Origin of the sequence: Streptomyces populi, assembly GCF_002911015.1 — a bacterium.
GTDB classification, from domain to species: domain Bacteria; phylum Actinomycetota; class Actinomycetes; order Streptomycetales; family Streptomycetaceae; genus Streptomyces; species Streptomyces populi.
Genome location: NZ_KZ626877.1, coordinates 58,415 through 77,864, shown reverse-complemented (window position 1 = coordinate 77,864; position 19,450 = coordinate 58,415). Strand labels below are relative to the sequence as shown.

General features: G+C 68.8%; 14 protein-coding genes, 1 tRNA gene and 1 pseudogene. 13 read left to right on the top strand and 3 right to left on the bottom strand.

Annotated elements, in window-relative coordinates:
• The first annotated feature begins 288 nt into the window (after positions 1–288).
• Genes CW362_RS20685 through CW362_RS20670 form a run of 4 tightly spaced genes read left to right on the top strand, consistent with a single transcriptional unit; the run spans position 289 to position 3,504 of the window.
• The gene (locus tag CW362_RS20685) at positions 289–1,188 is read left to right on the top strand and encodes a bifunctional DNA primase/polymerase (protein WP_103550984.1); all 900 of its coding nucleotides are present in this window, start codon (positions 289–291) and stop codon (positions 1,186–1,188) included.
• Positions 1,185–2,342: an AAA family ATPase gene (locus CW362_RS20680; protein WP_103550983.1), complete on the top strand. Its 1,158-nt coding sequence runs from the start codon at positions 1,185–1,187 to the stop codon at positions 2,340–2,342. The genes CW362_RS20685 and CW362_RS20680 overlap by 4 nt, the downstream gene beginning before the upstream one ends.
• Complete coding sequence (locus tag CW362_RS20675) at positions 2,339–2,533, top strand: helix-turn-helix transcriptional regulator (RefSeq protein WP_103550982.1); 195 nt, start codon at positions 2,339–2,341, stop codon at positions 2,531–2,533. Before CW362_RS20680 ends, CW362_RS20675 begins: the two co-directional genes overlap by 4 nt.
• Positions 2,530–3,504, top strand: coding sequence for a hypothetical protein (locus CW362_RS20670; protein ID WP_338069073.1), 975 nt, complete (start codon positions 2,530–2,532; stop codon positions 3,502–3,504). Before CW362_RS20675 ends, CW362_RS20670 begins: the two co-directional genes overlap by 4 nt.
• A gap of 540 nt (positions 3,505–4,044) precedes the next feature.
• Here the strand turns inward: CW362_RS20670 and CW362_RS43380 are convergent.
• Positions 4,045–5,193: a DUF6236 family protein gene (locus tag CW362_RS43380; RefSeq protein WP_162684163.1), complete on the bottom strand. Its 1,149-nt coding sequence runs from the start codon at positions 5,191–5,193 to the stop codon at positions 4,045–4,047.
• A 237-nt stretch (positions 5,194–5,430) separates the two neighbouring features.
• Here CW362_RS43380 and CW362_RS20665 point away from each other — a divergent pair, with 237 nt between their 5' ends.
• Complete coding sequence (locus CW362_RS20665) at positions 5,431–6,177, top strand: hypothetical protein (RefSeq protein ID WP_167455629.1); 747 nt, start codon at positions 5,431–5,433, stop codon at positions 6,175–6,177.
• Here the strand turns inward: CW362_RS20665 and CW362_RS20660 are convergent.
• Both CW362_RS20660 and CW362_RS20655 read right to left on the bottom strand, forming a co-directional pair.
• A pseudogene (locus tag CW362_RS20660) lies at positions 6,129–6,976 on the bottom strand (IS5 family transposase). The gene CW362_RS20665 and the pseudogene CW362_RS20660 overlap by 49 nt on opposite strands.
• Before the next feature lie 158 nt (positions 6,977–7,134).
• Positions 7,135–7,206, bottom strand: a tRNA-Arg gene (locus CW362_RS20655).
• Positions 7,207–7,393: 187 nt separating this feature from the next.
• Here CW362_RS20655 and CW362_RS20650 point away from each other — a divergent pair.
• From CW362_RS20650 to CW362_RS20615, 8 genes are all read left to right on the top strand, one after another.
• On the top strand, positions 7,394–7,873 hold the full coding sequence (locus CW362_RS20650; RefSeq protein WP_103550980.1) for a response regulator: 480 nt from the start codon (positions 7,394–7,396) through the stop codon (positions 7,871–7,873).
• A 439-nt stretch (positions 7,874–8,312) separates the two neighbouring features.
• Positions 8,313–9,449, top strand: a complete 1,137-nt coding sequence (gene nrtL / locus CW362_RS20645; protein ID WP_103550979.1) for an ArgS-related anticodon-binding protein NrtL — start codon at positions 8,313–8,315, stop codon at positions 9,447–9,449.
• Between the two features lie 22 nt (positions 9,450–9,471).
• A complete protein-coding gene (lysA, locus tag CW362_RS20640) occupies positions 9,472–10,863 on the top strand; it encodes a diaminopimelate decarboxylase (RefSeq protein WP_103550978.1) in 1,392 nt (463 codons plus the stop codon).
• Between the two features lie 278 nt (positions 10,864–11,141).
• Positions 11,142–12,434, top strand: coding sequence for a homoserine dehydrogenase (locus tag CW362_RS20635; protein ID WP_162684162.1), 1,293 nt, complete (start codon positions 11,142–11,144; stop codon positions 12,432–12,434).
• Positions 12,435–12,440: 6 nt separating this feature from the next.
• A complete protein-coding gene (gene thrC / locus CW362_RS20630) occupies positions 12,441–13,499 on the top strand; it encodes a threonine synthase (protein ID WP_103550977.1) in 1,059 nt (352 codons plus the stop codon).
• Positions 13,500–14,073: 574 nt separating this feature from the next.
• Positions 14,074–15,003 (top strand): homoserine kinase, encoded by a 930-nt coding sequence (thrB, locus tag CW362_RS20625; protein ID WP_103550976.1) that lies wholly within the window; start codon positions 14,074–14,076, stop codon positions 15,001–15,003.
• Positions 15,004–15,391: 388 nt separating this feature from the next.
• On the top strand, positions 15,392–17,407 hold the full coding sequence (gene rho / locus CW362_RS20620) for a transcription termination factor Rho (protein WP_103550975.1): 2,016 nt from the start codon (positions 15,392–15,394) through the stop codon (positions 17,405–17,407).
• Positions 17,408–17,584: 177 nt separating this feature from the next.
• The gene (locus CW362_RS20615) at positions 17,585–19,441 is read left to right on the top strand and encodes a trypsin-like serine protease (RefSeq protein ID WP_240657936.1); all 1,857 of its coding nucleotides are present in this window, start codon (positions 17,585–17,587) and stop codon (positions 19,439–19,441) included.
• The last annotated feature ends 9 nt before the right edge of the window (positions 19,442–19,450 follow it).

Below are 19,450 nucleotides of genomic sequence, written 5' to 3'. Positions count from 1 at the left end.
TCATCGCGCGCCGGTACCGCACCAAGCTGGTGCTGCCCCGGCGCACGATCTGCTGCAGCTTCTGCCCCTCCTCGTCGGTCAACCTGCGCACACGGACAGGCTCAGCCATCACACCCCCAACGGTCGGATCAGACGTCTCCGGACATCCAACCGCTGGAACCGCCGGCCCGGCGAACCTTCCCGGTCAGAGCACTAGCAACGCCGCGGCGGCGGGACTCCCCAGCAAGGTCGCCCGCCGCCGCGGTTCTCCCTGCCCGCCGCCGTAGACAGAACAGGAGAACCACCAGCATGCCGTACCCGGACGGCTCTGCCCAGCTCGCCGCTGCGCTTGACGCAGCGTCGTGTGACTGGCGCGTCTTCCCTCTCATCCCTGGCGACAAGCGCCCGGCCGTCTCCGACTGGGAGAACCGCGCCACCACCGATCCGGAGCGCATCACCCGCGCGTGGTCCGTCGGCGCGTTCAATGTCGGTATCGCCACCGGCCCTTCCGGTCTGATCGTCATCGACCTGGACAGGCCCAAGCACCCCGGCGACATCCCGCCGGCCGCGTGGGCCGAGCACGGCGTCAGCGACGGCGCTGACGTACTCGCTGTGCTTTGCGAGCGCCACGGCCAGCCCTTCCCCGCCGACACCTACACCGTCCGCACGTGGAGCGGCGGTACCCACCTGTACTTCCTCGCTCCCGAGAGCGAGCCCCTGCGCAACACCGCCGGGGACAGCGCCCGCGGACTGGGCTGGAAGGTCGACACCCGCGCCTGGGGCGGACTCGTCGTCGGCGCGGGCAGCACCTTCGCCGGACACCCGTACGAGATCACCCACCACGCCCCCATGGCGCTACTGCCGGACTGGCTCGCCGAACTCCTACGCCCGGCCCCGCTACCCCCGCAGACGCCCATCACCGTCGCCCTCACCGGTCACGGACGCCGCACCGCCTTCCTCCGCTCCGCGATCAACGGGGAAGTGGAGCGGGTCACCGGCTCCGGCCCGCACCAGCACAACAACGCTCTCTACATCGCCGCCGTCGCCCTCGGGCAGCTCGTGGCCGGGGGCGAGCTGAGCGAAGCCGACGTCACCGGCTGGCTCCTCACCGCCGCGCTCCAAGTCGGCCAGGGCGAGCGCGAGGCACAGCGCACCATCGCCTCCGGCCTGCGAGCCGGCGCCCAGCGCCCCCGGACGGTCGCCGCATGAGCACCCACCCGATCCCGCCCCTGCACCTGTACTCCGTGCCCAGCGACCCCGAACCGACGCCCACGACGCCGCCGAAGCGGGAGCGCCCCCGGACCGCATGGACAGCCGATCAGCTCATGGCTGCACACTTCCCCGAACCGAAATGGGCCGTGCCCGGCATCCTCGCCGAGGGCGTCAGCGTGCTCGCCGGACCACCCAAGGTCGGCAAATCCTGGCTCTCCCTCGGACTGGGCCTGTCCGTCGCGGCCGGCGGCATGGCGTTCGACTCCGTGCCCGTCCAGGGCGGACCGGTGCTCTATCTCGCCCTGGAAGACACCCCGCGCCGTCTCCAGACCCGCATGGGCAAACTCCTCGGAGGCCAGCCCGCGCCCGCCGGTCTGACCCTGGTCACCGAATGCCCGCCCTTCCCCCAGGGCGGCACCGAAGCCATCGCCCAGTGGCTGGACCGCAACCCCGAGGCGCGCATGGTCGTCATCGACGTGTTCGCCAAGATGCGCGGCCAGGCCCCGGCCGGCGTATCCGCCTACGACGCGGACTACGTCGCCGTCAGCTACGCCAAGCGGCTCGCCGACCACTACGGCGTGGCCGTCGTTCTCGTCCACCATGTCCGCAAGGCAGGCTCTGAGGACTTCCTCACCGAGGTCTCCGGCACCAACGGCATTGCCGGAGCCGCAGATGCCACCCTCGTCCTGAAGCGAGCCCGCGGCCAGGCCAACGGCATCCTGCACGTCACCGGCCGCGACGTGGACGAAGCCGAGTACGCCCTCAGCTTCCAACCCGCCTCCGGAGCCTGGCACTTGCTGGACGGCCCGGTCTCCGACCACACCGTCGGCGACACCCGCGCCACGATCCTGCGCCACGTCCGCGCCCACCCCGGCGCCAAACCGAAGGACATGGCGAGCGAGCTGCCGAACGTCGACCTCGACACGATCCGCCGCACCTGCAACCGCATGGCCGACGCCGGACAGCTCACCAAAGACCCCGGCGGCCGGTACTACCCGGACACCGGCACCCGGACAGAGGGCACGCCGGAGGTGTCCGCACTGTCCGGCTGTCCGGTTACACCATCTGACCAGCACGGATACCCCGGACAGTCGGAATTGGAGCTGTCCGGCCTGTCCGGTGCGGACGAAGCCAAGGGGGAGAGGGAATGAGCGCCCGTACGCGAGACGAGAAGATGACCATCCAGGAGGTCATCACCGATCTGAAGGTCGCCCCGTCGACTTTCTACCGGTGGCGCCAGCTCGGGAAAGGTCCCCGCGCGATCAAGCTTCCGAATGGTGACGTGCGGATCCGGCGGTCCGAGTACGAGCGTTGGCTCGCGGAGCGGGAGGACGCTGCGTGAGCACCACGAACGACACCCCGGCCGGACGCCCTCGAGGGTCGGCCCGGCCGGGCTACTCCTTCGACGTCAAGCTCTGGAAGGTCTCCAAGACCGGCCGCAAGTCCCGCCCGTGGCGCCTCCGGTGGGTGGTCGCAGGGCAGGTGCACGGCGACACGTTCACCACATTGGCCCTCGCGGAGAGCCGACGGTCTGAGTTGTGGCAGGCCATGAACCGGCGCGGTGAAGCGTTCGAGATCGAATCCGGACTGCCTGAGTCCGAGGTGCGCGCGGCGGCCGAAGCCGCCGAAGCAGCGGACGTAGAGGCGTCGTTGCGGTGGTTCGAGTTCTGCCGAAAATACGTTGCAGGGCGGTGGCGTACGAGCGCAGCCAAGAGCCGTGAAGGCATGGCGGACGGGCTTGCGGCCGTGACGCTTGCCATGGTCAAGCGTGGTGATGGAACCCCCGAAGATGAGTTTCTACGGTTGGCCTTTCGGTGGGGGATCGTGCCAGCGAACGAGGGAGAGGACCCGCCGGCAGAGCTCAAGGCCGCGTACGACTGTGTCACGAAGGCCGACCGCTCACTGGCCGATATGGCCGACGCCGAGGTGTTCGAGGACGTGATGTACCGCGTCAGCTACAAGCTGGACGGCACCCCGGCAGCGGGCGACACGTACAAGCGGCGGCGCCGGGCCCTGAACGCCGCTCTCGAACACGCCGTTGCCACGGGGGAGCTTTCGGAGAACCCGCTTCAGCGAACCCGTCGGAAGCGCGCTGGCTCCAAAGAAGTAGTGGACCCGCGCGTCCTAGTGAACGCCATACAGGCCCGGCAGCTGCTCACGGCCTCTCCTACGTTGGGTCGTGGGATCGCTGCCGTGGGCGGCGCTTGGTGGCCTTCTACGCGGTCCTGTACTACGCGGGGCTCCGGCCCGCTGAGGCTGTCGGGCTACGGCTGTCGGATTGCCACATGCCAGAGAAAGGCTGGGGCACGCTGACGCTGCGGGAGACGCGCCCTGTTTCCGGCAAGCAGTGGACCGACTCCGGCGAGCGCCACGACCGTCGGGGCCTGAAGGCGCGTGAGGCATCCACAGATCGGCCGGTTCCTATTCCGCCGGTCTTGGTCGCCATCCTCCGGGCTCATCTCAAGGAGTTTGGAACCGGCAAAGAAGGGCGAGTGTTCGGGAACGAGCGCGGGGGAGTGGTCGGCTCTTCCACTTACTGGCGGGTGTGGGAGGAAGCGCGGGGGCACGCGTTACCTCCGGAGCGCTTCAACTCGCCACTGGCCGGGCGCCCATACGACCTGCGGCATGCGTGCATCACGCGGTGGTTGAACGCTGGGGTGCCGATTGCTGAGGTGGCCCGGAGAGTTGGCAATTCACCTGAGGTGATCCACCGCAGATACCACGGCTGTATCGACGGTCACGAGGAAGCGGCTAATGCGAAAATTGCACAATCTCTCGAAAGTGAAGGTGATGGCGGGCCTTAGGATTTAGCTTGAATGGCCCTCTCGCGCCTGCGAGAGGGCCGTAGCTTCGTTACCATGACTGATTTGCCAGTCGTCGGTTAAGCCCCAAGAGGTAACTAACTGGACTCTTCTCTTTGGCTTCTCGTGCGGCAGACGTGGATTCACGCACCTTGGAGATCGCGAAAGTGGCGAGACCAACAGCAAAGCTCAGGGAAGCCGGCAGTCCGGCTGCGAAATGCGCAGCGCCACCGAATATGGCTGGTGCTGTCAATTCTTCCTTTTTTACTGAAAGAATCTTGCGCACGGGTTGGATTTTCAAAGCCTTCAATTCTCTTTCCAGGGCTTCGACTTTAGGTTGCACTTCGGATGCTATCAAGTGGTTTATGTGGGCCTCTAGTACGCTGCGATCTTGTATTTGTGCGAACTCGGTAAGCTGCCCGGCGAGCTCCTTGATATAGGTGCGGTAGCTGTAAAGCTCTCCCCCCAATTCTTGCCGCACCTCAACAATTTTCCTCATGGGTATGTCGACAAGGGTTTCTGGCAGTACGGCATCGATCGAGAGTGTCGCAAGAAGTCCCGTCATTTCCTCGTCGGTTCGAACGGATCCCGACTCGCCGCCGACGAGCGAGCGATCCAGTGAGAGCAGATTGAAATCCGTCAGTGCGCTATGAATTTCAGGGTCGTCGGTTACGGGTATTAGGTGCTTTTCGTGGGCGATGCGTCCTGCCAGTGCGCACGAGTATATCTGAGCCAGGCGCGGATCCATGGCGTACACGAAATCGGTACCGCGAGCCGCATTGAAATGAACCGCCTCTTGCGTTATTCCGAGTTCTATAAATTTGGCTAGTAGGGCGGGTTCGAATTTTCCTACATGAAGCAAAGTTAGGCGTGCCTCTTGCTCGGCCGAAAGAGTCGGCTGGCCGGCGGCGTTGATGGCGATGTCGGGGTAGCGGCGCGACAAGCCGTACTGCTCGACGAATCTCCCTTCGTGCAGTTCTATCAACCTTGAAAAACTTTCCGCCATATCCGCAATTGAATCTTGAGACACGGATACGTCGATAAGGAAGTCATCGTCTTTTAGTGGGGTAGCCTGAGGGGAATCCTCGATCATCCAAGTCAGGTCTAGTCGTGCAATTTGAGGCCAATACAGGGCAGCCGCTTTGAGCCACGTAGTATTCTGGAATGACAGATTGGGGTAGTAAAGTGCGATGTCATTCATTGTCGCCCCTTAGAGTTGCTTACAATTCGAAGGTACGTCGCCCGTCACTTCTTCGCCAGTGGGCGTTCTGACGCCCTAGAACGGCATCCCTCCGTCGACGGATGCCTGAGGCTTGCAGGTGTCGCATGCCGCCGACGGGCTTGGAACTGCGCTGAGCGCTGCAGGGGCTTGCCCCGAGCCGGAGCTTAGGCCGTTTCGTTCGGATCTTGCGAGGCTTGTCATACTTCCCGAGTGGAGATGCGAGCCGAGGAGGCAGCGCGGCGTTGGCTGGCTGATCAGGGCGTCAGCCAGGTGCGCGACGGGTGGATGAGCGACGAGAAGCCGGACGCGTTGCTCACCGCCAACCAGGTGGCGCACTCCTGGGCCGGTGATGTGTTCGCCGAAGACCTGGATGCAGCCGACCAGGTGCGATTGGCTTTCGGGCTGCTGGACCTCCTCGGCGAGTACTGGGTCACGTGCGAGATCCGGTTCGCGAACGAGAGTGAGGAGGGTCCCTTGCCCGCCGACGTGCTGTGGGACGGCTACCGTCAGCGGCTGGAGGCGGACCGGGACGCCGAGGCCGTCACCTATTCGCTGTGGGTGGACTGGTTCGAGGACCACGCCACTTCCGCGACGGCCTTCGCCGAGGTCCTCGGTAACGACATCGACCGAGTGGTGGCCGAGCGATCGGAAGCCCTGCTCCGCCGAGCCCGTCGGGTTCTGGAGTGTTCAGGACCGGTGCACTGGACGGTGAAGGAGCTTACGTACCGCACCGCCATGCGGCTTCCGGCCCTGCACTCGGCCGTCTTCCGCGGCCTCCTGGCGAGCTTCCACGACGCCTACGGCGACCTGGAGCCGACTGCCGCACTGACCTTCCTCGGCCGGCTGGATCTCCCTACGAACACCCAGCACCTTGCCGAACTGCGCCACGTACTTGCCGCGGGACACAAGAACCACTACCGCAGCCCTGGTGCCTGGGACGATGCGCTTCGCTCCTGCTCCTGAGTCGTTGGCCTGGCAGACCAAAGAAAGATGCCGGCGACGTAGAGTCCGGCCAGGTAGATGGTTGCGGTCTTCTCGTAGCGGGTGGCGATGCCCCGCCACTGCTTCAGGCGGTTGATGCAGCGTTCGACGGTGTTGCGCTGCTTGTATGCCTCGCGGTCGAAGGCGGGTGGCCTGCCGCCTCGGCTGCCGCGCCGCAGCCGGTGGCCGCGTTGATCGGCCGGAACGGGGATGACCGCCCGGATTCCGCGCTTGCGCAGGTGCTCGCGGATCGCGCGGGAGGAGTACGCCTAATGGGAGGCGAAGGCGGGCGCGTCACCAGCCTGCCCGGCGGTGAGCACGAAGGCCAATGGCCGACAGTGGGCATCGGAGGCAAGGTGGATCTTCGTGGTCAGTCCCCCGCGAGACCGGCCAATGGCGTTGTCATCGGGCTCGCCAGCCGAGGCCCCTTTTTGCGTGCCCCGGCTGCGTGCTGGTGAGCGCGCACGACAGTGGAGTCGACCGAGACGGCCCAGCGGAGGTCTTCCTCGGCGTCGGCCTGCGCGATGAGCACGGTGAACACCCGCTTCCAGGTGCCGTCGATGGCCCACATCCGCAGCCTGTTGTAGACGCCCCTCCAGTTCCCGTACTTCTCGGGCAGGTGGACCCACTGCGATCCGGTCTGGAACTTCCAGGCGATCGCATCAATCACCTCACGGTGATCCCGCCACCGGCCACCCCACTGCGGCGCCCGGTCTGGCAACAACGGCTCGATCCGCGCCCATTGCGCGTCAGTCAACGGCACGCCCAGACCAACGGTCAGATGATCCAAACGAAACGGCCTAGGGCGCAGTGTGTCGGAGGTGTGTCGCGAACACCGAGAGACAACGAAAGAGGGCGGGAGTCAGTGAGACTGACTCCCGCCCTCTTCTCTCGGCATCCGCCCTGGTCAGCGCTTGATCTCTGCTGTTCCTAGGCGAGTGCCCCCGGCAGGATTCGAACCTGCGCACACGGCTCCGGAGGCCGTTGCTCTATCCCCTGAGCTACGGGGGCGTGTCGGGCGCTTTGTGCGGCGACGGGTAGAACCCTACCAGCTCTTTCGGGGGTGATCGCCACGTGTTTTGGCCGGGGGTGGGTGGCGTTGCGGAGAGTGAAGGGAGGGAGGGGGAGGGAGAGGCGGGGGAGTGCCGGCGGGTGGGGGTGGGGTCGGGGTGGGTGCCGGGGGCCGTGCGGGGTGGAAGTGGGGAAAACCCGGACGCGGCGGTGGGCGCGGACCTACTCTCGAGTTGTGCCAGGCGCGTCCGGCCGAGTGCTTGTTGTGGACGACAACAAGGTCATCCGGCAGCTGATCAGGGTCAACCTCGAGCTGGAGGGTCTCGAGGTCGTGACCGCGGCTGACGGTGCCGAGTGTCTGGACGTCGTCCATCAGGTCCAGCCCGACGTGGTCACCCTCGACGTCGTGATGCCCCGGCTCGACGGTCTGCGCACCGCCGCTCGGCTGCGTGCCGATCCCCGGACGCGGAATCTGCCCCTCGCCATCGTCAGCGCCTGTACGCAGTACGAGGTCGAGAGCGGGCTCGACGTCGGTGTCGACGCCTTTCTCGCCAAGCCTTTCGAGCCCTCCGAACTCGTCAGTCTCGTGCGGGGGTTGATGGAACGGCGTGAGGTGGGCGGCACCGTCGAGGAGGGCGAGCGTGCTGCGGGGCGCACCGGGCATTGAGCCGTGGAGGGGTGTACTGGGTGCACCCGGCGCACCGGGTGCACCAGGTGGTGGGGCGGGCGTGCGAGGTGGGCAGTCCGTTCGCTGAGTGGCTCGGTCGAGTGCCCGTTCGAGTCCTCCATTCGAGTGCCCATTCGGGTGTCCGGTTCATCGGTCGGCCGGCCGTGTGCGGAGACCGGGTCGCCGTCGATCGTTCCCGCTGATCGCTGATCGCTGATCGCTGGCCACCCTCGCCAAGGGCAGTCACCAAGGCCAGTCACCAAAGGCGGTCCATCGAGGGCGGCCGTCCCGCACCGCCGAAACCCCCACCGCCGAAACACCCCCCACCACCGAAACCCCCCACCGCCGAAACCCCCCACCACCGGAACCCCGTCCACATCCCGGACCATCGTCCAAACTGGCTCGCATACCCACCCCCCTCCTCCCCTAGGCTTGTCCCGTGACCCCCGTCGAGCTCTCCCGTACCGTGCTGTGCGCGGTACGTCGTGCTGTCGACGTGGGGGAACTGGACGGTGTCTCCGTGCCCGGGAGCGCGGCGGTCACCCCGCCGGGGCCGGGTGGGTGCGGGGACTACGCGACGAACATCGCGCTGCGGCTGGCCGGGCAGGCCCGCCGGCCGGCGCCGGAGGTCGCCGAGATCCTGCGGGCGCACATCGCCGCCGACCCCGGTGTCGCCGACGTGACCGTCACCGGACCCGGTTTCCTCAACATCACCCTCGCGGGCGGCGCGTTCGCCGACCTGGTGGAAGAGGTCCTGGAGCGGGGGCCGCGGTACGGGTACGGCGACACCCTCGCCGGGCAGGTCGTCGAGCTGCGCGTGCCCTACGACACCAGGGCCGAGGTCGTCGCCGACACCCTCGTACGGATCGTCGCCACCCAGGGCGGACGTGCCGAGGTCCGTCACGCCGAGCCCGTGAACCTGCGGCCCGTTCCCGCGCCCGAGGACCCCGCCCCCCTCGGCCACGACGCCGCCCGCTGGGCGCTGCTCCACCCCGCGCCCCACGACCGGCCCCGGATCAGCGCCGACCACCTCCTCCAGCGCGAGAGCAATCCCCTCTTCCGGGTCCGTTACGCCCATGCCCGCACCCGGGCCCTGCGCCGCAACGCCGCCACCCTCGGCTACACCGGTGCCCCCCGCGGCCTGCGTCTCCCGGACGGTCCCGGTGGTCTCGCCGCCCTCGTCCCCCATGAGGGCGGCCCACCCGTCCGCCCGGTGGAGGATCCGCGTACCCGCCGTGACCCCGGCGTCCCCGGCGGCACCCGGCGTGCGGACGCTTCGCCGCGGACGCCCGCCGCTCCTTCCGACACCTCCGGCGAGGCCGGTCTCCTCGCCGCCCTCGCCGGATATCCGCACGCCCTGCGTCTCGCCGCGCGGCACCGGGCGCCCGACCGGCTGGCCCGGCACCTCGTCGTGACCGCCGACGCCGTTCTCGGTTTCCAGCACGTCGTGCTGCCGCTCGGCGACGAGAAACCCTCGGCCGCCCACCGTGCCCGGCTCGCGCTCGCCGAAGCCGCCGGGGCGGTGCTGGCCGGCGGCCTGTCCCTGCTCGGCATCAGCGCACCCGAACACCTCTGACGAAGTAGAGAGCACCGCAGACATGAGCCGTTCCGCACACCCCGCCGGGCCCCGTCACGCCGACGTCCTCCCCGAGGGCCACTACAGCGCCCCGCCCGCCGACCTCAACGCCCTCGACCCGAAGGTGTGGTCGCACACCGTCAGCCGTACGGACGACGGGGTCGTGAGCGTCGGCGGACTCGAAGTCACCGCGCTGGCCGAGGAGTTCGGCACCCCCGCGTACTTCCTCGACGAGGCCGACTTCCGCGAGCGGGCGCGTGCCTGGCGCACCGCGTTCGGGCACGACGCCGACGTCTTCTACGCGGGCAAGGCGTTCCTCTCGCGCGCCGTCGTGCGGTGGCTGCACGAGGAGGGGCTCAACCTGGACGTGTGTTCCGGGGGTGAGCTGGCGACGGCCCTGTCCGCCGGGATGCCCGCCGACCGCATCGCCTTCCACGGCAACAACAAGTCCGTCCACGAGATCCGTACCGCCGTCGAGGCCGGGGTCGGGCGGATCGTGCTCGACTCCTTCCAGGAGATCGTGCGGGTCGCGCACATCGCGCAGTCCCTGGGCAAGCGGCAGCGGGTGCAGATCCGGGTGACGGTGGGCGTGGAGGCGCACACGCACGAGTTCATCGCCACGGCCCACGAGGACCAGAAGTTCGGGATCGCGCTCGCCGACGGGCAGGCGGCCGAGGCCGTACGGAGGGCGCTCGCGCTCGACGCGCTCGAACTGGTCGGCATCCACTCGCACATCGGCTCGCAGATCTTCGACATGGCCGGCTTCGAGGTCGCCGCGCGCCGCGTCGTCGCGCTGCTGGCCGCGGTGCGGGACGAGCACGGGGTCGAGCTCCCCGAGATCGACCTCGGCGGCGGTCTGGGCATCGCGTACACCAGCGACGACGACCCCCGCGAGCCGCACGAGATCGCCAAGGCGCTGAGCGAGATCGTGACGCGGGAGTGCGAGGCCGCGAAGCTGCGCACGCCGCGGATCTCCGTGGAGCCGGGGCGCGCCATCGTGGGCCCGACCGCGTTCACGCTGTACGAGGTCGGCACCGTCAAGCCGCTCGACGGGCTGCGCACCTACGTCTCGGTGGACGGCGGGATGTCGGACAACATCCGCACCGCGCTGTACGACGCCGAGTACAGCGTCGCCCTCGTCTCGCGCACCTCCGACGCCGAGCCGATGCTCGTGCGCGTCGTCGGCAAGCACTGCGAGAGCGGGGACATCGTGGTCAAGGACGCCTTCCTCCCGGCCGACCTCGCGCCGGGCGACCTGATCGCGGTGCCGGCCACGGGCGCGTACTGCCGGTCCATGGCCAGCAACTACAACCATGCGCTCCGCCCGCCGGTCGTCGCCGTGAAGGACGGCGCGGCGCGGGTGATCGTCCGTCGTGAGACGGAGGAGGACCTCCTGCGCCTTGACGTCGGCTGAGCTCGACGTCGGCCGAGAAGAAGAACCCAAGAAGAACGCAAGGGCCAAGGGAAACAGTGCGTGCCCCCGGCGATCCGGGGGCGACGGCAAGTGACAGGAGGTGACGTCAGGTGATCGGATGGACCGGATCGGCAGGGTATGGACCGGGACGGAAGATCTCCTGTCGTCACCTACCAGAAAAATGAAATGGACGTCTCACGATCCGGACGAAGGGTAGAAACTCCCGTCCGGTGAGTGAGACTGGTCCAACCGAACACGGTATGAGGAAACGAGGTCGGATGATGCGTACGCGTCCGCTGAAGGTGGCGCTGCTGGGCTGCGGGGTTGTCGGCTCAGAGGTGGCGCGCATCATGACGACGCACGCCGACGACCTCACGGCCAGGATCGGTGCCCCCGTCGAGCTCGCGGGCGTCGCCGTCCGCCGGCCCTCCAAGGTGCGCGCGGGCATCGATCCCGCCCTGGTCACCACCGACGCCACCGCCCTCGTCAAACGCGGGGACATCGACGTGGTCGTCGAGGTCATCGGCGGCATCGAGCCTGCCCGGACACTGATCACCACCGCGTTCGAGCACGGCGCCTCCGTCGTCTCCGCGAACAAGGCGCTGCTCGCCCAGGACGGCGCCGCCCTGCACGCGGCGGCCGTCGAGCACGGCAGGGACCTCTATTACGAGGCCGCCGTCGCCGGTGCCATCCCGCTGATCCGGCCGCTGCGCGAGTCCCTCGCCGGCGACAAGATCAACCGGGTGATGGGGATCGTCAACGGGACCACCAACTTCATCCTCGACAAGATGGACTCCACGGGGGCGGGCTACCAGGAGGCCCTCGACGAGGCCACCGCGCTCGGGTACGCCGAGGCCGACCCCACCGCCGACGTCGAGGCGTTCGACGCGGCCGCCAAGGCCGCCATCCTCGCCGGGATCGCCTTCCACACGCGGGTGCGCCTCGACGACGTCTACCGCGAGGGCATGACCGAGGTCACCGCCGCCGACTTCGCCTCGGCGAAGGGGATGGGCTGCACCATCAAGCTGCTCGCCATCTGTGAGCGGGCCGCCGACGGGGGCTCGGTGACGGCGCGCGTGCACCCCGCGATGATTCCGCTGACCCACCCGCTCGCCTCCGTGCGCGGCGCGTACAACGCCGTGTTCGTCGAGTCGGAGGCCGCCGGCCAGCTCATGTTCTACGGGCCGGGCGCCGGCGGCGCCCCGACCGCCTCCGCCGTCCTCGGCGACCTGGTGGCCGTCTGCCGCAACAGGCTCGGCGGCGCCACCGGCCCCGGCGACTCCGCGTACGCCCAGCTGCCCGTCTCGCCCATGGGCGAGGTCGTCACGCGGTACCACATCAGCCTCGACGTGGCCGACAAGCCCGGTGTCCTCGCCCAGGTCGCCACCGTCTTCGCCGAGCACGGAGTGTCCATCGACACCGTGCGTCAGTCGGGCAAGGACGGCGAGGCCTCCCTCGTCGTCGTCACCCATCGCGCGTCCGACGCGTCCCTCGCCGGGACGGTCGAGGCGTTGCGCGGCCTCGACACCGTGCGGGGTGTCTCCAGCATCATGCGGGTTGAAGGAGAGTAACGAGCAATGACCCACCAGTGGCGCGGAATCATCGAGGAGTACCGGGACCGGCTTCCGGTGTCCGACAGCACGCCGGTCGTGTCGCTCCGCGAGGGCGGTACGCCGCTCGTGCCTGCTCAGGTGCTCTCCGAGCGCACGGGCTGTGAGGTCCACCTCAAGGTGGAGGGCGCCAATCCGACCGGTTCCTTCAAGGACCGCGGCATGACCATGGCCATCACGCGGGCGAAGGAGGAGGGCGCGAAGGCCGTCATCTGCGCCTCCACCGGCAACACGTCGGCGAGCGCCGCCGCCTACGCCGTACGCGCCGGGATGGTCTGCGCCGTCCTCGTGCCGCAGGGCAAGATCGCGCTCGGCAAGATGGGCCAGGCCCTCGTGCACGGGGCCAAGATCCTCCAGGTCGACGGCAACTTCGACGACTGTCTGACGCTGGCGCGCTCGCTGTCCGACAACTATCCGGTGGCGCTGGTCAATTCGGTCAACCCGGTGCGCATCGAGGGCCAGAAGACCGCGGCCTTCGAGATCGTGGACATGCTCGGCGACGCGCCCGACATCCACGTCCTTCCGGTGGGCAACGCGGGCAACATCACCGCGTACTGGAAGGGGTACACGGAGTACGCCGCCGACGGTGTCGCCGGGAAGACCCCGCGCATGTGGGGATTCCAGGCGTCCGGCTCCGCGCCCATCGTGCGCGGCGAGGTCGTCAAGGACCCGTCGACGATCGCCACCGCGATCCGGATCGGCAACCCGGCCTCGTGGCAGTTCGCGCTGGCCGCGCGGGACGAGTCGGGCGGTCTCATCGACGAGGTGACGGACCGTGAGATCCTGCGCGCCTACCGGCTGTTGGCGGCGCAGGAAGGCGTCTTCGTCGAGCCCGCGTCCGCCGCGTCCGTCGCCGGTCTGCTGAAGGCCGCCGAGCAGGGCAAGGTCGACCCGGGGCAGCGCATCGTCTGCACGGTCACCGGGAACGGTCTCAAGGATCCCGACTGGGCCGTCGCGGGCGCCCCGCAGCCGGTCACGGTTCCGGTGGACGCGGCGACGGCGGCGGAGCGGCTCGGTCTGGCGTAGCGGCCGGATCCAGGCCCGGCCGTTCGGCTCAAGAGGCAGGGGCAGTCCGGTTCGAGAGCAGGAACGGTCCGGCTCGGGTCGAGGAACGGTCGGGCGGAGGTCGAGGAGCGGCCCGGTGGGAGCGCGGGGCCGGTCCTCGCCGAAACCGGGTCGGAATTGGCGCGAAGTCAGGCCATATATGGCGTGAATCCGCCGGGTCCGGATGGTCGGACGCGAACCCGCCGAGCGGGGTCGGCGGCCCCGGATGGAGTCGTCGGGCCAAGGAGGAACTCGCCGTGAGTGGGCGGGAAACCGTCTGAAAACAGACGGAAACCGTCCGCTCGTGGGGGTCGTCCCCGTGCCGGCCCGGCGGGGGGTGCACGAGGGGCTTACGACACGCATCGTGCGCCTCCTGTGCGCCCTATGTCGCCACAGAACCTTCCTTCGATAGGCTGTACCGAACCCGCCCGCCGCATATGCCGCGGTGCCGCGCCGTCTTTGCGGACTCCGGGTCCTGGTGCCCGTCCGTCACAGTTCATCTCGCAGTTCTTCGGAAATCTCGTACATCACGCAGCTCAAGGAGAGTCATCGAGCGATGGCCGGTCCAGCGTTCCGCGCCGCCGCCGTCCGGGTGCGCGTCCCCGCCACCAGTGCCAATCTCGGCCCGGGTTTCGACGCCTTCGGCCTGTCACTGGGGCTCTATGACGACGTGGTCGTCCGGGTGGCCGACTCAGGACTGCACATCGACATCGCGGGTGAGGGCAGCGAGACGCTGCCGCGCGACGAGAGGCACCTCCTCGTACGCTCCCTGCGCACCGCCTTCGATCTGCTGGGCGGACAGCCGCGCGGCCTCGAGATCGTCTGCGCCAACCGCATCCCGCACGGCCGGGGTCTCGGCTCCTCGTCGGCCGCCATCTGCGCCGGCATCGTCGCCGCCCGCGCGGTGACGATAGGCGGGGACAGCAGGCTCGACGACACCGCGCTCCTGGAGCTCGCGACCGAAATCGAGGGGCACCCCGACAACGTCGCGGCCTGTCTGCTCGGCGGTTTCACGCTCTCCTGGATGGAGTCCGGTGCCGCGCGCGCGATCAGGATGGACCCCGCGGACTCCATCGTTCCGGTGGTCTTCGTCCCCGGGAAGCCCGTGCTCACCGAGACCGCGCGCGGTCTGCTGCCGCGCACCGTCCCGCACGTCGACGCCGCCGCCAACGCGGGCCGCGCCGCACTGCTCGTCGAGGCGCTGACACGGCGCCCCGAGCTGCTGCTGCCCGCCACCGAGGACCGGCTGCACCAGGAGTACCGCGCCCCGGCGATGCCGGAGAGCGCCGCGCTCGTGGAGCGCCTGCGCGCCGACGGCGTCCCGGCGGTGATCTCCGGCGCGGGACCGACGGTCCTCGCGCTGGCGGACCGCGCGTCGGCCGACAAGGTGGCCGATCTCGCAGGTCAGGGCTGGGCCGCCAACCGTCTGGACCTCGACGCCCAGGGGGCGTGCGTACTGCCCCTCGCACCTGTCGAGGTCGATTGACGACGCACGGTTGCCGGATTTCGAGAGGGGGAATGTTTGTTGGATCCGGTAGTGTTAACCTCAAGTCTGCACCCGACCTCACCATGGCGAGGTGCTTCGCGTCCCTGTCCGGGACACCCATTCTTCCGGGAGCCTCCCAAACTGCTACGTGCCTTGCATTGGGTGCCATGCGCTGAGCAGTGCTGAGCACGCTCCGGAACCGGCGTGACCGAGCCGATGACACCGAACCTCAGTGCCACGGCTCAGGAATCGTCATCACCAGCAATGTCTTCCGCCGCTTTGGCGGACCACCGCCCCGGCACGGTCCACACAGCAAGGGCCAATGCCGGACAGCACAACCGGTCGCCGAGCCAGACAGGCCGACGTCCGCTCCAGGGAAGGACCCTTCGTGAGCGACACCACCGATCTGATGGGCGCACGTGTCGAGGAGACCGCTGCCGCGCCCGCCACGGACGCCTCCGCGCCTGCCACCGGTGCCGGCTCCAGGCGACGCCGCGGTACCGGCCTCGAGGGCATGGTGCTGGCCGAGCTGCAGCAGGTCGCATCCGGCCTCGGCATCAGGGGCACCGCGCGGATGCGCAAGAGCCAGCTGATCGAGGTCATCAAGGAGGCGCAGGCCGGGGGAGGTGCTCCGGCCAAGACGGCGTCCGACGCCGTCGAGACCAAGCCGAAGCGCCGAGCCACCTCGAAGGCCCGTACGGGTGACGAGGCCGCCGCCCCGGCAGCGGACAAGGCCGCCGAGAAGGCCGTGGCCCAGCAGCAGATCGAGATCCCCGGCCAGCCGGCCGGCGGTCCCTCCCGCGCGAGCGAGGAGGAGGCCCCCGTCGAGCGCCGTCGTCGTCGTGCCACCGCCGAGGCGGGCAGCCCCGAGACGGTCACCGCCGAGGCGAAGAACGAGCCGAAGGCCGAGACGCAGGGCGAGGCCGAGGGCGCCGAGGGCCGTCGTGAGCGCCGTGACCGCCGTGACCGCGACCGGGGCGGCCGTGACCGCGACCGCCGTCCGGCCAAGGGCGACGAGCAGCAGGGCGGCCAGGGCGCCGGCCAGCAGCGCCCGGACCGTCAGGACCGCCAGGACCGCCAGGACCGGGACCGTCAGCAGCAGGGCGGCGGCCGTCAGGACCGTCAGCAGCAGCCGCGTGACAACGGACCGCAGGACGACGACGACTTCGAGGGCGGCCGCCGTGGCCGTCGCGGCCGTTACCGGGACCGCCGCGGGCGCCGTGGACGCGACGAGATCGCCGAGCCGCAGGTCGCCGACGACGACGTGCTGATCCCCGTCGCGGGCATCCTCGACATCCTCGACAACTACGCGTTCATCCGTACGTCGGGCTACCTGCCGGGCCCCAACGACGTGTACGTCTCCCTGGCCCAGGTCCGCAAGAACGGCCTGCGCAAGGGTGACCACGTCACCGGCGCGGTCCGCCAGCCCAAGGACGGCGAGCGCCGCGAGAAGTTCAACGCGCTGGTCCGTCTGGACTCGACCAACGGCATGGCCCCCGACTCCGGTCGCGGCCGTCCGGAGTTCAACAAGCTGACGCCGCTCTACCCGCAGGACCGGCTCCGCCTGGAGACCGACCCGGGTGTGCTGACGACCCGCATCATCGACCTCGTCGCGCCCATCGGAAAGGGCCAGCGCGGTCTGATCGTGGCCCCGCCGAAGACCGGCAAGACCATGATCATGCAGGCGATCGCCAACGCGATCACGCACAACAACCCCGAGTGCCACCTGATGGTCGTCCTGGTCGACGAGCGTCCGGAAGAGGTCACCGACATGCAGCGGTCGGTCAAGGGCGAGGTCATCTCCTCGACCTTCGACCGTCCGGCCGAGGACCACACCACGGTCGCCGAGCTCGCCATCGAGCGTGCCAAGCGTCTGGTGGAGCTGGGCCACGACGTCGTCGTGCTGCTCGACTCGATCACGCGTCTGGGCCGTGCGTACAACCTCGCCGCCCCGGCCTCCGGTCGCATCCTGTCCGGTGGTGTCGACTCGACCGCGCTGTACCCGCCGAAGCGCTTCTTCGGTGCCGCGCGCAACATCGAGGACGGCGGTTCGCTGACCATCCTGGCCACCGCGCTCGTCGACACCGGCTCGCGCATGGACGAGGTCATCTTCGAGGAGTTCAAGGGCACCGGCAACGCCGAGCTCAAGCTCGACCGGAAGCTCGCCGACAAGCGCATCTTCCCGGCGGTGGACGTCGACGCGTCCGGTACCCGCAAGGAAGAGATCCTGCTCGGCAGCGACGAGCTCGCCATCACCTGGAAGCTGCGCCGTGTGCTCCACGCGCTCGACCAGCAGCAGGCGATCGAGCTGCTCCTCGACAAGATGAAGCAGACCAAGTCGAACGCCGAGTTCCTGCTCCAGATCCAGAAGACCACGCCGTCGCCGGGCAACGGCAACGACTGACGTCTTCTCGGCCGAGGTCCGGACGACCGGAGTTCGCACAGCGGAAAAGCAAAGGGCCGCCCCCGTCACCCAGGTGACGGGGGCGGCCCTTTGCGCTGCCTCGGACGCGTGTACGATCGCGCCCTTGAACAACTGCTGAAGCAGATCTGAACTCTCAATATCCGAGGGGGGACTTGAGTGGATACGTCCACGTCCGGCGGTGGTCGGCACAGACGCCGGATACGCATCGCCGTCCCGGTCGCCGCGGCCGGCCTCGCCGCCGCCGTCGCCGGTGCGCTCCTGGTGTCGTCCGCGAACGCCACGCCCAGCTCGTCGCCGTCCCTGCCCGCCCTGCGCGCCGCCGACTCCATGCCGTCCCAGGCCGTGCTGGAGAAGCGTGTCGCGGGCGCTCTCGCCGGTGACGACATCGCGGGCCGGACGGCGAAGAAGGTGTCCCTGAGCGCGTCGACCACCCCGGCGCACGTGGACCCGAAGATCATCGGTGGTACCACGACCACCATCACCACGGCCCCGTGGATGGCGCAGCTCTGGTACTACGACGAGGCCAAGGACATCGGCTTCTTCTGCGGTGGCTCCGTCGTCTCGCCGACGAAGATCCTCACTGCCGCGCACTGCACCAAGGACGAGTACGGCAATAAATACGACTGGGCGGCCAACGGCAGTGTCGTGACCCGCACCGCTCAGCTGCCGACCGAAAACTCCGCAGGCGACGTCGACCTGCACGGCGGTATGGTGACCGGCGTCTCGCGGCAGTGGACGCACTCGTCCTACAGCCCGAGCACCATCAACAACGACATCGCGGTCCTCACGCTGGCGACCCCCGTCACGGCCAAGCCGATCCTCATGACGACGTCCGGTGACACCGCGTCGTACGCGTCCGGCACCAAGGCGACGCTATACGGCTGGGGCCGTACCACCTCCACCACGCAGGACATCTCCGGCACGCTGAAGACGGCCACGCTGCCGATCAATTCCGACAGCACGTGCAACACGGCCATGCGGTCGGTCCTCGGTGGTGTGGACGCCTTCATCGAGGGCCACATGGTCTGCGCGGGCACCCCGGCGTCCGGAAGCGACACCCACACCACCTCGGCCTGCAACGGCGATTCCGGCGGTCCGTTGGTCGTCAAGAACGCGGCCGGCGTGAACCACATCGTGGGCGTCGTCTCCTGGGGCGTCGAGGACTGTGTCGCGAAGGGCGCGTACAGCGTCTTCTCGAAGGTCAGCACCTACGTCGGTGCCGCCTGGCCGCGCGTCGAGGACACCAACCTGAACGGTGACCACAAGGCCGACCTGTGGATCCGCAGCTCGTCGACCAAGACGGGCTACGAGAAGGACTCCAACGGCACCTCGTTCGCCGCTCGTCGGTCGACGGGAAAGCTGGACGGCGTGAACGTCGTACTCCAGACCGACCTCAACCGTGACGACTACCAGGACCTCGTGTTCCGCAATAGCACTACGGGCGACGTCTACTGGTCGCACGTGTTGCCGTCGACGGGGGCCACGGCCACCGACAAGATCTTCACCAACTGGAAGACCCGCACCCGGATCATCGCCCCCGGCGACCTCACCGGCGACGGCCTGCCCGACATCCTCTCCGTCGACTCCGCCGGAGCGATGTGGGAGTACCCGGGCAAGGGCAACGGCACCTTCTCGACGCGGGTCCAGGTCAGCACCGGCTGGAGCCAGTACAACTCCGTGCGCGGGCACGGCGACTTCACCGGTGACGGCAAGGCCGACCTGCTCGCCCGTCAGTCGAGCACCGGCGACCTGTACCTGTACAAGGGCACCGGCAAGACCGGGTCCGGGGCGTTCTCCGCCCGGATCAAGGTGCGCAGTGCCTGGACCGGCTACAACGCCTTCGACGCCGTCGGCGACATCACCGGCGACGGCAAGGCCGACTTCCTGGCCCGCTCCTCCGGCAGCACCGGCACGCTCTACCTGTACGCCGGGACCGGCAAGGCCACCAGCGAGATCTTCTCCACGAGGAAGTCCGTGGGCACCGGTTTCCAGGCGTACGACATCTTCGGCTGACCGCCCGGG

What these genes read in the sequence shown, in the direction of transcription:
- CW362_RS20685 (WP_103550984.1), top strand. Translation starts at nt 289, where the DNA reads ATGCCGTACCCGGACGGCTCTGCCCAGCTCGCCGCTGCGCTTGACGCA.
- CW362_RS20680 (WP_103550983.1), top strand. Translation starts at nt 1,185, where the DNA reads ATGAGCACCCACCCGATCCCGCCCCTGCACCTGTACTCCGTGCCCAGC.
- CW362_RS20675 (WP_103550982.1), top strand. Translation starts at nt 2,339, where the DNA reads ATGAGCGCCCGTACGCGAGACGAGAAGATGACCATCCAGGAGGTCATC.
- CW362_RS43380 (WP_162684163.1), bottom strand. Translation starts at nt 5,193, where the DNA reads ATGAATGACATCGCACTTTACTACCCCAATCTGTCATTCCAGAATACT.
- CW362_RS20665 (WP_167455629.1), top strand. Translation starts at nt 5,431, where the DNA reads ATGCGAGCCGAGGAGGCAGCGCGGCGTTGGCTGGCTGATCAGGGCGTC.
- lysA (WP_103550978.1), top strand. Translation starts at nt 9,472, where the DNA reads ATGAGCCGTTCCGCACACCCCGCCGGGCCCCGTCACGCCGACGTCCTC.
- CW362_RS20635 (WP_162684162.1), top strand. Translation starts at nt 11,142, where the DNA reads ATGATGCGTACGCGTCCGCTGAAGGTGGCGCTGCTGGGCTGCGGGGTT.
- thrC (WP_103550977.1), top strand. Translation starts at nt 12,441, where the DNA reads ATGACCCACCAGTGGCGCGGAATCATCGAGGAGTACCGGGACCGGCTT.
- thrB (WP_103550976.1), top strand. Translation starts at nt 14,074, where the DNA reads ATGGCCGGTCCAGCGTTCCGCGCCGCCGCCGTCCGGGTGCGCGTCCCC.